Source organism: Shewanella atlantica, from assembly GCF_003966265.1.
Lineage (GTDB): Bacteria > Pseudomonadota > Gammaproteobacteria > Enterobacterales > Shewanellaceae > Shewanella > Shewanella atlantica.
The window spans coordinates 27,868-42,420 of the sequence record NZ_RXNV01000002.1 but is presented as its reverse complement, the minus strand read 5'-3'; the positions used below and the strand labels follow the sequence as shown (position 1 = coordinate 42,420).

Here is a 14,553-nt window from a genome sequence, read left to right as displayed (position 1 = left end):
TCGGGTGAACCAAGAGCTCTGAGGCTAATGCCACTATGTCGTGGTCAATAACGAGCATAATGATTATCATGATGACAGTCTCTTAGCTTGCTGCTTTGCCCTCTTTATGTCACGTATCCAAATCACTGAACCATGAGTCACTTTAGACTCAAACAGATCAATCGCAGCAAAGAGCTCACTTAGCTTTTTATAGCCGTAGTTTCGCTGGTCAAAAGATGCTTGATTAGAAATATGCTTACCAATAGGGCCAAGCATCGCCCAGCCATCATCCTCTTCAACGGCTTCAATAGCCTGCCTTAGAAGGTTAATGAGCTTAGTATCACTTTTAATATTTTTAACAGGCTTAGGTAATTCTTCGTCACCCTGTTCATATCCATCCAGATACAAGAAGCGTGAACAGCTATTTACAAACGCGGTCGGTGCCTTACGCTCACCAAATCCAATCAAGAATTTTCCATCTGCAAGTGCTCTCGTTACTAGGGGAGTAAAATCGCAATCAGATGACACCAAACATATGATATCGACATCTTTAGTGTAGAGGGTATCCATAGCATCGATAACCAAAGCTATGTCTGTAGCATTCTTGCCTTTAGTGAGATCGAACTGCTGGATGGGCTGTATGGCGTACTCATGCAAAACATCTTCCCATGGTTTGATGTTAGGGCTTTTCCAGTTACCGTAAGCCCTACGGATATTCACGACACCATACTTGGCTAACTCAGAGAGGATCACATCTATTTTTGCTGCTGGTGCATTATCCGCATCGATAAAAAGAGCAATTTTTTCCTTATCTTTCATTCGCATTCCTTGCTTTACAACTTGACTACTACTCAAGTCATCGACAATACCACATCGCTAAATATGTCGGCACCAAATTTAAGTGAGATAGATCAATACCATGATAATTACTGTTACCGTTAAGTTGGCGTAAAGCTAGACCCACTAGCTATAGGCAAAGCTTAGATTTCATAATCGCAACACATTTCTGGACAAAAATCAGTTAGAGTATTCACTCCATAGCCACTAGTTCGCATTACTATAAATAAACCTTCGATTGCCTTGAGCTCAATTAAGTTTTGCAGACCTGCTTCTTGTTGATAGTGGCAAGCAGTTTATTTGAGGCCCTCACCAATACCGCATAAAAGCTCTGCTTACTTGTCGATGACATGTCTTTTGAATCTTTCTGACGCGCTCATCTCGCAACTGCTCCACACTAACCTATCGTTTAACGAGCAGCATGAAATTGATTAATAGTTAAGTGGCCAAATTAACTATGCCTCGACAAACTGAATTTTTGTTCTAATCCATCAAGGGAACAGCTCAAATGTGAGAGCAGTATTTTTGTAAGTTGTCTGTCTGCGGCCTTATTACTCTGAAGGTAATAGCTGAACGCTATAGCATCGTTAGAGTCGTTTACATGATTTCCCCAAAAAATATCAATACATCTAACCTCAAGTGCTTCACGGTCTTCTATACAACTGAGAATAGGCAATCCAGATACCAAACTAATGCTATCGCTATGCTCCAAATGCTCCAATAAGGTTGATACCGAAGAGGTCTGAAGCCCTATATTAAGTAACAGCTCATGCTTCTCGGCCAATATCTCTATCGGATGCTCTTTATAATTATCATGAGAGTAGTTGAACACAGCTATGGGAAATTGGGTAAGTGTCTGTAAACTTAGTTCGCCTTTGAAGATAGGATGTTCTGCACGTGCCACCATGAAAGTGTGTCGTACATCTCCTATAGCATCGATGAGGGTATTGTCGGTAGATAGTGGATTAACAGAAATCGAGTAATCTGACTGAGACTGATTCAGCTGCCTAGTGGCATTCTGTGTCCAAGGCTGAAGATTAAAGGCATAATTAACATCGAGTTCAGCCTGAATGCTCTGCAAGTTTGTCATTAATAATCGGCACATATGTTCCTGAGCGCAAATATGAATAACATATCTTTCTCTATGGGACTTCTCTAGTTCTGAGTGCAGGAGCTGGTATTGAGTGACTATAGCTTTGGCAAGCGGGTAAAGCTTTTCTGCTCGTCTAGTCGGCTCCATACAGTATTGATTTCGAATAAACAGCTCATCCTCAAGTTCATTTCGCAAACAGCCTAATACTCGACTAACTTTTGATTGATTAGTATTAAGACGTTTCGCGGCGACGAGGCCACTTTTATGTTCATAGAGTTCAACCAGAACAGTAAGTGCAAAAAAATCCAGTTTATTTAAATTTGCCATTTTTTCTCATTAATATGAACTGTTGATTTATTACGAAATAGATATGGCGAGTACAATGCCAATAATCAAATCTCTGATATCACTTTGTTAAATCAATATTTATGACTAAGTAAATTATGTACTCACTTTCATTGATCTTCGTTAAAAACAATCTCACGTAGTAATCCAACCTGCTATTCGTCCGGATTAAATTAAAGTTATCATTCAATTTCGACTCTGAGTATAAATTTAAAAATATAAAAGGGGGACCTTGGATCCCCCAAAATAATTGCAGAAGAGTTATGAGTCCTTGCAGGGTAAACTCATTACTACTAGCACTTAGTGTGCGCCTCCTGCATGTACCTTATCTATGCCATAGGTTTTGCCTTCAGCATGACAGGTAGCACAAGACTCAACAGGCAAGTTAGCCGTAGTTGCTCCATCTTCTATCACGGTTGCTCCATTGCTTATGAAGTGAGCATAAGCAGCTTCATCCGAGTGAGCATGACAAGTACGACAGGCCTCCGCCACAGGCGAGATAAACTTATCGACAGTGACTCTGGCAGCGAATGGGTTGTCGTCTGTGACAGCCAGTGCACGTTTGCCTGAAGTCAGGCCACCATCGGCGGCAAATAGCTTCACACCATCCTTGTGGCATGCTGCACACTGGGTTTCAATAGCTGGGAAGCCTTCGAGCCCGTTATCAGTATTTCGATGAACAGGAGGGAAGCCTCTATTGTCGTCCCATTGACCGCTATGGAAACGATGCGCCACAGCAAACAGATCACGAGTATAGTAATGTAGACCTTCTACGGCGACGAAGATTGGCTTACCGTCGGTATCGACTACAGTATTTCCAACCTCATCGATCTGTTTTTGTTCTACATCAGGGTGATAAGAGCCTGCCCAAGTTTCGTTATGGCAATTCATGCACTGGTCAAACTCAAGGGCACCGGCATGTTCGACGTAGGCCAGTGAGTCATGACAGGTATTACACTTAGCTTCATCTGCCGTTATACGCTTAGTTTGACTGAATCGAGCTACATTAGCATCGCTACCATCAGCTTTGGCAAGATTCCAGTAAGCAGTCTGCATCGTAACGGGAAGAGGAGATAAATCAGCTTTGGCACAATCAGCCAGCTCACCAGTCTTATCAGCACAAAGCGATAAACGAGAAGCCAGGTAAATACTCTGTTTTTCAAAATTTAAATCACCGGTCAAGCTTGCCGTAATCTTACCTGCTACCGCTTTGGCACCTGCAAAATCAACAGCGGATTTTTTAGTGACAGTGCCATTTGCGTCGACAATACCGACATTTACACTTGAATATACGGCAAAGTCACCGAAGTCGAATCCATCGACAACAGGCAAACCATTGAACTTCACATCCAGCGTTACTGTTAAATCATCACTAACACCTTCTGTATAAGTAACCGAATTTAAAGCAGCCTCAACAGACTGGGAAACCATCTTGCTAACACCTACGCTATGAGCTTTCATTGGGCTTAAGTTGTCAACACCATGGCAAGAGGTACACTGGCTATCATCGGCCTGAGCCAGATTAAACTCAGAGTGACCTTCTCCGGTCTCGAAGTTTACGGTGACGTGACAACCCACACAGGCTTCGGCATAGATATTGTCATTCCAACTCGTCGTTCCTTCGTGGCAGGTCGTACACTCAGAAAGCTTGCTTGGGAAGCCTATTTCACCAAATTTTTCCTTCGCTTGGCCGGTTAAGTCTCCTTCGATATGATGACCAGCATGAATGGTGTGCACCATGGGCGCGAAGTTGGCGTTGAAACCTTTTTCACGATTATTTTGTCCTCCACCAAGTGCAGGATTATGACAGACGACGCAACTTTCAACATTTTGAAAATTATGATGTCTTTTTATATTGCCTATACGTGAATCATCTTCGGTAAAGCCTTCCAATTCACCGTGGCATTGAATACAGGCTTCATTGGACACCGTATCCTTAACAGATGTGGCAAACTCACCGGTTGCAGGAATAAAGTCAAATGGCGTAGACATGATATTGCCACTTGCACTTAGGTCTACGCCCTGGGCGTTGGCCACATGATAGGAGCGGATAATGACCCGGTGCAGATTATTGGCATCACCATCGGCAAGTACAATGGGCGCATTGCCGTCGTGTTCCCAACTGCCGAAATAGGTACCAAGATTTTCTGTATCCTCGGTTAACGTACAAGCCTCAACTTCTGCACCGCCATAGCCCGTCGCTTTACCGTCAAGGGTGCAATACATGTAATAACCAGAGTCATTTGTCATTGCATGGTTGTACCAAAGATAGGGAGCCCCTGTATCCGTAATATTCTCCGCTTGATTCATCACAAGAAGCGAGATTTTATCCAAGCCGAGATAGGGAACCATTTCACCTTTGCTGTTCTTTGCCTTTGCCGAAAACCTCACTCTGAAAGGCTCTGAACCGGTTACGACAATATCCGCTGGTTCAAGAGTCATCATTAAATCAGCGGCATTTTCTACTGTAGAAGAAAAATCACCAGCAGAAAGACCTGGAGTACCAGGAAGACCGGTAATACCATCAGCACCATCAACTCCATTAGTTCCATCGTCACCACCACATGCACTTAGACTAAGCGAACCGGCGATTGCCCACGCTAATAAAGACATTTTCTTTATATTCATCATTACACACCATTATTATTTTGTTAGCTGCACTTACAGCAATCAAATAATAAAGCAGCAAGTTTAAACAGACACATGTTCATTACAAACTTGTGACGAAGAATGTCTTATGTAATTAACGTGATGTTACTATGTAAAATTGCTCATCTCACATACTGAAATCAACTCGTTGAGTTTAAATACAAATCAGACAAATAAAACACATGCAAACAAACCAAACACCAACTAACTTAAAATAATTAAAGGCGTAGTTTAACACTCAGAAAATGATAATAAGTTTGCATAATATAAAATCTGATATTCAACTTATTAATAGAGCTGAAATTAACTATGTCACCTGCTTTTTTATTAAAGTTTAAACTCATCAGAAAAAATCAACCATCCCGCTATAGTCACTTTCGTTCTTAAGTCCTTAATCGCAGTATACTCCTCTGATGTGTACCACATTTGAGCTTGTTCTTTGGAGTCAAACTCAATGACGGCGATTATATTTTCAGGGTGGCCTTCAACAACTTGATTTTCTTGTGAAGCCACAAGTAAGCGTCCCCCAAACTTAGTCGTTATCTCTGTCGCTTTTTTCGTATACTCTAAATACTCATCTAATTTGTTTTGATCGACACTGTAATTTGTAATCACATAACATTTCATAGTTTTCTCTCTATTATGATTTATAATCCTACAACACTTACCGACTTTAATCCCTTAATGACTTAGTTAATTGTAGCTTCAATTATAACTTTCTTGCATTTGTTTTAATTGCTGACGCAACTCATCCAAAGGTTGTGCTCCCGATATTAACCATTGTTCATTTATCACCAGCGAGGGCACCGATTGTATACTCAATTGTTGAGCCAATTGCCTGTCTTGATTGACCTCTTCCAGCACTTCTTGAGACTTATAGTCTTGTTGAAATGTGTTTTTATCCAGTCCTAAATCAGCAGCAATATCAGCAAGCACATCCATGTCCGCAATGTTACGATTTTCACTCATGTGAGCATGCTGTACGGCATCAAAATAATCCCAATATTTTTGTTCACCTCCCTGTATCTTAGCGGCTTTACAAGCGAGCAAACCGGGTAAGGATGTTGGATATTCGAAACTCTGCTTTCGCATACCCTCGACATTGACACGCTTTTGATCATCCGCAAGTGCACATTGTTCCCAGTGACCTAAAATGATTTTTTTAGCTTGCGTCATAGAACCGCCAAACTTAGCAACCATTTCCTCTTTGGATGCGGATAAAGCAAAGGCATGATGATGAACATCCAAATCCAGTTCAGATGCGAGTTGGCGCAAGCGAGGTGACAACACATAACACCAGCCACAGATCACATCGTGGAAAAAATCCACTCTAAGTTTTTTTTGCATAACTATTTCCTATTCAAAATAATTCAATTTAAATGCACACGACGAAACGTCAAATTACCAAGGTATTTCAGGGCCTGCGGGGACTATGCCTGTCGGATTAATGTGCTTATGAGAAAAATAATAATGGAGCTTCATATAATCGATATCGATCGTTTTTCTGATACTAGAAATGCGAAGTAAATCCAGCATGTACTTATACAGGTGTTCAAATGATTTAAGCTGCTTCTTATTTGCCTTAAAATGCACTTCGTAAACGGCTTCGAAACGAACTAGCGTAGGGATTAAAAATAGGTCGGATAAAGTGATCTCGTCTCCGAGCAAATAGCGAGACTTACTTAGGCGAGTATTAAGTTGCTCTAAAGCAGAAAATAACACTTCACTGGCAGTGTCATAGCTAGCCTGATCTGGAGCGAAACCCACATGGTAGACCTTTCTGTTAACGTGTTGATGCAGCCAATCATTAAAAAACGCGATCTCTTCTCTTAGATATTTTGGGGCGAGTTCAACCTGATTTGTCGCTAAAGGCAACCACTTAGTTGCTAAGTCCATCGCCATAGAGGATGAGTCATCACCTACGATTATATTTTGCTCTTTATCCCAAAGAACTGGCACTGTGACTCTTCCTGAGTAAGTGGGGTTTGCTTTTTGATATAACGAAACCAAACTCTGTATTCGATTGACTTCATCTGGATTTTCATCGTCAAATACCCAGCCATCGGAATAACGTTTTGCAGCAACTGAAGAAACAGTAATCGCATGTTGCAAACCTAGGTAACTGATCACCAGATAAGGGCGATGGGCAAAGGGGCAGGCAAGTGACATATATAAGTGATATCGTCCTGCTTGAAGCGCTTCTGGAAGATGAAAGCTGTCTTCGTGCGATAGTTCGTGTACATCTTTATTCGGATACCATACCCCTTTATCTAAAACGGCCATGAATTGCTCCTTATAATCTGGAAAATTTGTTAGCGGTATTAGCTTTCGTCGAAATGCGGCACCGCTAACATTGAAACCGTGTGATTGGACCTAAAGCGTAGAACGTAACATCCAAGCTGTCTTTTCATGCTCACGCATTCGGTCAGATACCAAGGATGCTGTTGACTCATCTTCAGCTTCTTGCGCTAGCTTTAACACTTCTCGACTGGTTTTGACGACTTGCTCATGAGAACGTACTAAAATCTCTATCATCTCTTTTGCAGCTGGGACCCCTTCCACCTCAGAGATCGAGCTGAGTTCAGAAAACACCTTGTACGTACCTGGAGCTATTTCCCCCAAAGTTCTAATCCGTTCGGCTATTTCATCAACCGCCGTAGCCAGTTCAGTGTAATGTTCTTCAAACATCAGGTGTAACTCGCGAAACTGTGGCCCAGTTACATTCCAATGAAAATTATGTGTTTGCAGATACAAGGTGTAGGAATCCGCTAGGAGCAGTTTTAGCCCTTGAGCGATTTCAATGCGGTCTTGCTCGTTAATACCGATATCAACTTTCATCAGATTTCTCCTGTAACGATTTTTCAAAGGAGGTCATTAGCGCTTTTAATTCTTCATGTGTCTCAGCGTTAAACTCTCCGCTTTGAACTTGGTCTTGATAATTCCCCAGGCTATAGATGCCTTTAACATCACCACCCCACCAAGGCATCAGTTCAGCCATGTTTTTCAAGTTTGTTGCTCCCCCATTTTCGCCCGGAGATGCGCTAACCAATAGAACAGGCTTTTTACTGCTGCCAAAGAAAGACTGACCTGGTTCTGCAATACGAGAGAGCCAGTCGATGACATTTTTTAAAAATGCTGGCATCGAACCGTTGTGTTCAGGGGAGGCAATAATTAATGCATCATGCTCACTCATGACTTCTTTCAGCTTAATAGCCATAGCAGGCATACCTTCAGATTCGACATCAATGCCGTACATAGGTAACTCAAACTCTGTCAGGTCAAGAGTTGTTACCTGTGCAATTTTGGCCTTTTCCGCCAGTGATTGAATCAACACATTGTGAATCGATTGGCTATGATTACTACCTGAGAATGCGAGTATCTTTTTCATTAGCTTTTCCTTAACGGTATGCCAGTGTTAATTTCATTACACTAGGCTGGTGTTTGTAACTGACGACAAATATATCCGCCTTGTTTTAGTGGATAAACATAGGTTTAGTGATATGATAATTTACTGAGGGTGAACTATTTTTAAATTCAAAGGAAATTGATGGACAAGTTACGCGCTATCACCGTATTCAGACGTGTCATCGAGTTAGGCAGTTTTAAGGCTGCTGCCGAAGACTTGGGCTTGTCAAAAGCTGCGATAAGCAAGAATATCAATGAACTCGAGGATTACCTTAAAACTCCACTGATTAACCGCACCACCAGAAAAATGCACATTACTGAAAGTGGGCAAAGATATTACAACCATATAAGTAATATCTTAGATGAACTAACAAATGCAGACCTATCGATAATAGAGTCATCTCATTACCTTAGAGGATTGATTAAAGTTAGCGTCCCCATGTCGATGGGAATATTACAAATAAACCCTGCCATATGTGAGTTTATGCGCCTACATCCGGAAATATCTGTCGAGCTCACCCTAAGTGATCAATATGTGGATCTGGTTGAGCAAGGCTTAGATGTTGCAATTAGAGGTGGTGGAGAACTAAAAAACTCCAGCCTTAAATCCCGAAAGCTATTAGAGTTGAAACGGGTTCTGTGCGCATCGCCAGAATATATCCAGCATGCGGATAAGCTAGTGACTCCAGATGACCTAGTTTCACATAACTGTCTTATCTATAGCTTATCATCATCACCTAGACATTGGGTGTTTCGCCAGCAGGATAAAATCAAAGCAATAGATTTGTCGCCTGGATCATATGCGGTTAATAATGGTTTAGCTTTAAAACAAGCCACTTTAGCTGGACTTGGCATCGTGCTTACGCCAGAGATATTTGTAGATAAAGAAATAAAATCAGGAGAGCTCACCAAGTTATTACCTGCATGGGAAGCCGAAAAACACGCTCTTTATGCCATTTATCCTTATCATAAAGAGCAATCACAAAAAGTTCGCTCCTTTATAGATTATCTCGTAGCGTATTTTTCGAAATAGGCCGCTAAACCGTACTGACTTTTCTTATTTGCATTACACTCGATCTATAAGGTTAGCGTTTGTTCAACTGGCTAGCCTTGGTAACTGTCTTTACTTTAAATTATTTAAGTGACTGATTGCATCCCTGAGCTGTTCATCTAGCTCTTCATGTTTTAGCATCTGTTTTTCGCTATCAAAATTATCAAAGAAGCTGGGGAGCGACAGACTGGCTTTCACAACTCCATCGAAATATGGCGCCGATTTAATAGCCGTGGCTAATACACTGGACGCCCCCATAGTCACCATTTAATGTTTCCACTTTCAACCTTTTCTACTGACATAAGAACTCATTGTTTACTCTTGGTAGATAGTCAGTTCACTGTGATCAGGTTTTTCTAAGTAGCAACTCTTACTAAACTGAAGTTGTAAATTATTTCATCATTCAGACACATGAGGAGCACCAACCCATGAAAAAAGAATTAAGTTTATTATTGTTATCAGGTGTTTTAGCACTATCAGCAACAAGTGTAATTGCCACTCCAGCTGAAACAGAAGGTCAATTAACACTTTCATATAGTGACGGCCGAACGGCTACGAAAGGCGTAGACAATGTTAATGCCGTATTGCATACCGTTGGGGTTAGAGTCAGTACCTTGCCATTGCCGGAAGAAGCAACCCCAATACTCGAAGCATCTAAAACAAGAGCCATTACTCAAGAGGAAAGCACAAAACTAATATCCCATTTTTCTTTACATCGAGGACAGTTATTAGACCAAATTAGCAAGGCCGGTCGTAAGCCTGAAGCTCATCGAGGCGGATTTCTTACAACAGGTGAGGACGGAATGGCACCTTATCCGAAAGTCTACGATATGAACGCAATGACGGCCGAAGTTATCGCTTTTCTGCAAGAAAAATTTGGCAAGCTTCATGTCAACAGCGATGATAGTGGCATGGGTATTGATGAGGTAATGACAATTGTGTCAGGTGGGCCATGGACCTGGTTCTTCTTATTACCGGATAATGTTATTGGTAAACTAACCTTGGGTCATGTGAGTATTGACGGCCAGGCATGGCGCATCAGTTATCCTGGATTAGTACCACATGGTGGTTTCCTCGATCCTGAGTATGGTTTAGTTGTTGCTTATGCCCATGGACCGAAAAACTTTGTCATGCGTTATGAAGAGCCAAGCGTAGAAGGTGCCGAGCTATTGGGTACTAATTCATGGATAGACCTAACAGGCAAAACTCCTAAGCTACTCGATTAAGTTCGATTCTCAGATAAAGACGTTCAGCTTGGCTGACTCATGGTTATCTTCAGGTGTGATTCTGGCACTAATTATATAAACCGTGAAAATTCAAATCATAGCTGCCAAGTTGAATATCTTTGCTTTGTCACCATATTGGAGTGTTTCAATGAAAATGTTGCCCAAATTATTGCTATCTTTTTTGTTGATAGTGCTTCCTGAGGTCAGTTTTGCACAACAAGATAACCCCCAGGAAACAATAAAGCTTTCATACAGCGATGGTAGGAATGCGACCCATGGCGTAAAAGCAGTCAACAAAGTACTTAGATCTATTGGCGTACGAGTAAGCCGCTTACCTTTGCCTGAAACAGCATTGCCTATCCTGAAAGTATCAAACAGCCGACCGTTAAATGCAGATGAAAAAACGATGCTGTTAGATATTTTTGCTTTGCACCGAGGGGAGTTACTCGAGCAAATTGAGCTTGCTGGCCGCAAACCCGAAGCACACCGTGGCGGTTTTGTATCAAGCTCAGAAGTTGGTGGAGAACCCTATCCGAAAGTTTATGATTTGCGCACTTTGACGGCGGATATTATGACTTTCGCCAACAAGAAATATGGCAAACTCCATGTGAATAGCGATGACAGTGGCATGGGTATAGACGAAGTGGCCACATTGCTGTCTGGCGGACCATGGACATGGTTTTTTGTATTGCCGGATAATGTTATCGCGAAACTGAGCATTGGCATAGTCGGACTCAATGGTAACGGCTTGCGTATTAGTTATCCTGGCTTGGTACCACACGGTGGGTTTTTAGATGCAAGGTATGGTGTATCAGTTGCTTATGCTCATGGACCGAAGAACTTTGTAATGCGTTACGATGAGCCAAGTGTTAAAGGCGCTGAACTATTAGGCACCAATGCTTGGATAGACTTTACTGGTAAGACTCCAAAGCAGCTAAATGACACAATAACCAATAAAGCAAGATAGCACTTTAGTCTTGAGTTTTAACTGAAAATTTAAATTGCATCTCATTCTGATATGTATTGCGACAGCAGCTATCCAAGTATTGAAAAAGAGATGACTCTTATTGTTGTCTCTACACCAAGTGAAATATGGAAAAACACGCAAAGAAGATGAATAGATGAATAGATGAGTATTGAATTAGACCTGCAAATTGTTGTCGAAAGTACTGAAAATCTGCCAGTAACGGCAGATTTTCAGTACTGGCTTACATCCACTGTTTCTTTGTTTAAGCCAGACGCTAAAGTAACCATTCGTCTGGTTGACGAAGAAGAGATCCACCACCTTAACTACAAATACCGCAGCATAGATCAGCCAACCAACGTCCTGTCCTTCCCGTTTGAGGTACTGGAAGGTATTGAGATAAATTTGTTGGGTGACATCATAATTAGCAAGCAAGTGGTTAAAAGGAGGCCGGGGAACTGCGTAAAGAACTTAAAGCCCGTTGGGCGCATATGGTTGTACATGGCTCACCACATCTATTAGGTTATGACCATATCGAGGATGAGGAAGCGGAAAAAATGGAATCCCTTGAAACAGAAATTATGCAGTCGATGGGCTTTAAAAATCAGTATTAATAGCGACAGTTTGAGTTAAAACTAGGACATATTTACTAAGGGTTTTAGTAATAAAATATTGAGTTGCTGTGGTCTGTAATATGGCTAACTAATTTTGGAAAAGATACGGAAAATTGTAACCCTCTCTTAAAATAGGCATGCATCTATAACCAAGCATTAACGGAAATGCCCCCTGTGATGGTGCTATGGTGTATCACCAGTAACATGAGTAAATGTATGTCAAATTTCAATGAACAGGATATGAATAAGCAAACGCTCTAACAAGGAAAGGGGCAGAAACGAGTTACGCCAATACCATGATAATTGTCGTTACCATTAAGTTACTGCCACTGCTATACTTTCCGCATCATTAACAAGGATCGTTAAGGGATAGCATGGAGCACATAGATCTCGGCCTGATTTTGGCAATTATTATCGGATTATTATGTATCGCGGGTTCGATTCTGTATTACATATCATCAGGCGACTGAGCAACAACAAGAGCAGTCAAGTTTTCGCTCTCTTCCTCAGACTTCACCTTTCAGCCGAAATCGAGAGCGTTCAAAAACCTCTGTCAGCGAATTTTGCTATTTAAGTGAACATTCGGCTCATTGGTATTCAAATGTATGCGCTCCTCAAGGAGTTGCGTGTTGTATTCCAGCAGTTTTTGAATAAAAACATCAAAGAAACCTAGTGGTAAAATTAATGAGGTAACAACCGCTACTATCAGGATCTCCGCAAGCCAAGCACTCCCTACCAGATACGCAATGGAAACGACTACAGCCAGTATGACCTTAAACCATTTCACGTATGAGCATAGCTTCATCGCTGAGGCTATCTCTCCCGTCATCACTGACGATTTAAAGTTATCCATGCCCCCCCCCTCTTATGATCTCACGAGTTCAATCGGCTTTGAGTTTTTTGGCTGATACAGTGGGTGTGCAGGTTCACCAGACTTGTTCAATTTTAAACACTTAACACCATCGATTAATTCAAGTACTGTTCTAGACCGCCCTAAAAAAGTACCATCATTTCCCCAAGCAGCAATCACAACACCTGCACCATCAGCTAATTGTACAAGCCATGTGTCATTAGCTTCACCAATAGGATCTGGAGCAGATTTCATTACATTGGGCTCAGTTGCTCTAAAGGCAAATAGATTAGCCATACATAACCCACCATAGCCCCAATCACGAGCAAAATTGACACACCTTCTAATAGTTGGGTCATCCTCAACTTCATCAGCAGTAGAAGGGTTAAGGCCAATGAATAAAGCATATGGCTTATCTTCGTCCCAGGTTCTCCATAGAGAGTACCTATAATCTCGACAGTCAGACAATACAGCACTTTTAATCAAAATGTTCTTCCTCCAATGATCTCAATTTGAACTAGATTAATGATGCTACCAAGCATTTCTATGATTGGCCTTGCTCAATACCATGATAATAACGATTACTATTAAATCACTGTGATTGCCTTAACACCGCAGAATAATAAATTGCACTGCTGCTAGTAACGAACACCTGGTACAGGCAGCACCTCAGGCAGTTCACTATCGAGCATATTGAGCACTGCCTCGAAGCCATATTTGGGCTGCCAATCCAGCTCTTTTTGCGCAAGTGTCGAATCATACACCCTGTCGAGAGAATCAGGTAAGCGCCACCCACGTTGCATAAACTCCTGAGCAAGAGTGGGCACAGTCTCTCTTATCACTGTCCCGGCATCGAGATAGAGACGTTCACACATGGATGGATCGAATGGCGTCCGGCCGGAGATGATATAACGTCTGAAACCGGGCAGACGCTTGTCTATCGCGCAAGCATGAGCACTGGCGACATCACGAAAGTCTATGCCACGACTTAACCGGTAAACGGCCATCAGATCGGCTCTCTCGGGAAAGCAACGGGACATCTGCAGTACCGTCAGCGGTAGGTTAAACAGATGAGAGATCTTCTCCAGTAACAGCTCCGCTTCTATCTTAGATCTGTGATAAACCGTTTTAGGCTGTGGCTTTACTTGTTCATTAACCCACCCGGCAGTGCCGGTTGGCGTTGAGGCGTGTCCATAGAGGGCCGTGGTGCTGGTAAAGATGAACTGCTTAATTCCGTGTTTCAGCCCCTCTAACGCCAGCAACTCAGTCGCTTTCACATTGATATCTTCAAATTCGCTATCCGTCAGTAATCCCACATGAGGGGCATGTAGCGCCGCGCAGTGCACAATAACATCGACGCCATCTAACGCCTTGTTGAGTAGGTCAACATCACGGATATCGCCAACAAAATCGGCCGTTGAACACGGCGTTGTATCGATACCGACCACATGATGCTGCTGCATCAACTGGATATAGATGGCGCGCCCGACTCTGCCGGCACTGCCTGTCACTAAAACCTTCAAGGTCTATTTCCTTATGT

Annotated in this window: 14 protein-coding genes and 2 pseudogenes; 4 read left to right on the top strand and 12 right to left on the bottom strand. The window is 42.1% G+C overall.

From position 1 onward, the window contains the following. Positions 1-66: 66 nt before the first annotated feature. The 8 genes from EKG39_RS05495 to EKG39_RS05460 all read right to left on the bottom strand — a co-directional run bounded on the left by EKG39_RS05495 (position 67) and on the right by EKG39_RS05460 (position 8,291). Positions 67-798, bottom strand: coding sequence for an NYN domain-containing protein (locus EKG39_RS05495; RefSeq protein ID WP_126504758.1), 732 nt, complete (start codon positions 796-798; stop codon positions 67-69). Between the two features lie 469 nt (positions 799-1,267). Next, complete coding sequence (locus EKG39_RS05490; protein WP_126504757.1) at positions 1,268-2,236, bottom strand: LysR family transcriptional regulator; 969 nt, start codon at positions 2,234-2,236, stop codon at positions 1,268-1,270. A gap of 318 nt (positions 2,237-2,554) precedes the next feature. Further along, on the bottom strand, positions 2,555-4,882 hold the full coding sequence (locus EKG39_RS05485) for an OmcA/MtrC family decaheme c-type cytochrome (protein ID WP_126504756.1): 2,328 nt from the start codon (positions 4,880-4,882) through the stop codon (positions 2,555-2,557). Between the two features lie 348 nt (positions 4,883-5,230). Then, positions 5,231-5,530, bottom strand: coding sequence for a DUF1330 domain-containing protein (locus tag EKG39_RS05480; protein ID WP_126504755.1), 300 nt, complete (start codon positions 5,528-5,530; stop codon positions 5,231-5,233). A gap of 78 nt (positions 5,531-5,608) precedes the next feature. Further along, positions 5,609-6,250 (bottom strand): DsbA family oxidoreductase, encoded by a 642-nt coding sequence (locus tag EKG39_RS05475; protein WP_126504754.1) that lies wholly within the window; start codon positions 6,248-6,250, stop codon positions 5,609-5,611. Between the two features lie 54 nt (positions 6,251-6,304). Continuing rightward, complete coding sequence (locus EKG39_RS05470; protein WP_126504753.1) at positions 6,305-7,186, bottom strand: glutathione S-transferase C-terminal domain-containing protein; 882 nt, start codon at positions 7,184-7,186, stop codon at positions 6,305-6,307. Between the two features lie 90 nt (positions 7,187-7,276). Further along, complete coding sequence (locus EKG39_RS05465) at positions 7,277-7,744, bottom strand: Dps family protein (protein ID WP_126505323.1); 468 nt, start codon at positions 7,742-7,744, stop codon at positions 7,277-7,279. Further along, positions 7,731-8,291, bottom strand: a complete 561-nt coding sequence (locus EKG39_RS05460; protein ID WP_126504752.1) for an NADPH-dependent FMN reductase — start codon at positions 8,289-8,291, stop codon at positions 7,731-7,733. The genes EKG39_RS05465 and EKG39_RS05460 overlap by 14 nt, the downstream gene beginning before the upstream one ends. Before the next feature lie 159 nt (positions 8,292-8,450). Between EKG39_RS05460 and EKG39_RS05455 the strand changes: the two genes are divergently transcribed. Then, entirely contained in the window at positions 8,451-9,341 is an 891-nt protein-coding gene (locus EKG39_RS05455; protein ID WP_126504751.1) for a LysR family transcriptional regulator, read from the top strand. A gap of 90 nt (positions 9,342-9,431) precedes the next feature. Here EKG39_RS05455 and EKG39_RS05450 read toward each other — a convergent pair. After that, positions 9,432-9,614 (bottom strand): annotated as a pseudogene (locus EKG39_RS05450) (NADPH-dependent FMN reductase); the annotation flags it as partial. A gap of 173 nt (positions 9,615-9,787) precedes the next feature. On the opposite strand from EKG39_RS05450, the gene EKG39_RS05445 reads away from it, so the two are divergent. The 3 genes and pseudogenes from EKG39_RS05445 (at position 9,788) to ybeY (ending at position 12,163) form a co-directional block, all read left to right on the top strand. Further along, a complete protein-coding gene (locus tag EKG39_RS05445) occupies positions 9,788-10,585 on the top strand; it encodes a hypothetical protein (protein WP_126504750.1) in 798 nt (265 codons plus the stop codon). Positions 10,586-10,733: 148 nt separating this feature from the next. After that, positions 10,734-11,552, top strand: a complete 819-nt coding sequence (locus tag EKG39_RS05440; RefSeq protein WP_126504749.1) for a hypothetical protein — start codon at positions 10,734-10,736, stop codon at positions 11,550-11,552. 162 nt (positions 11,553-11,714) lie between these two features. Further along, positions 11,715-12,163: pseudogene (ybeY, locus tag EKG39_RS05435) on the top strand (rRNA maturation RNase YbeY). Between the two features lie 553 nt (positions 12,164-12,716). Here the strand turns inward: ybeY and EKG39_RS05430 are convergent. The 3 genes from EKG39_RS05430 to EKG39_RS05420 all read right to left on the bottom strand — a co-directional run bounded on the left by EKG39_RS05430 (position 12,717) and on the right by EKG39_RS05420 (position 14,536). Beyond that, positions 12,717-13,016 (bottom strand): hypothetical protein, encoded by a 300-nt coding sequence (locus EKG39_RS05430; protein WP_126504748.1) that lies wholly within the window; start codon positions 13,014-13,016, stop codon positions 12,717-12,719. Between the two features lie 12 nt (positions 13,017-13,028). Further along, a complete protein-coding gene (locus tag EKG39_RS05425) occupies positions 13,029-13,499 on the bottom strand; it encodes a DUF1643 domain-containing protein (protein ID WP_185817528.1) in 471 nt (156 codons plus the stop codon). Positions 13,500-13,651: 152 nt separating this feature from the next. After that, positions 13,652-14,536: an NAD-dependent epimerase/dehydratase family protein gene (locus EKG39_RS05420; RefSeq protein ID WP_126504746.1), complete on the bottom strand. Its 885-nt coding sequence runs from the start codon at positions 14,534-14,536 to the stop codon at positions 13,652-13,654. Positions 14,537-14,553: the final 17 nt, after the last annotated feature.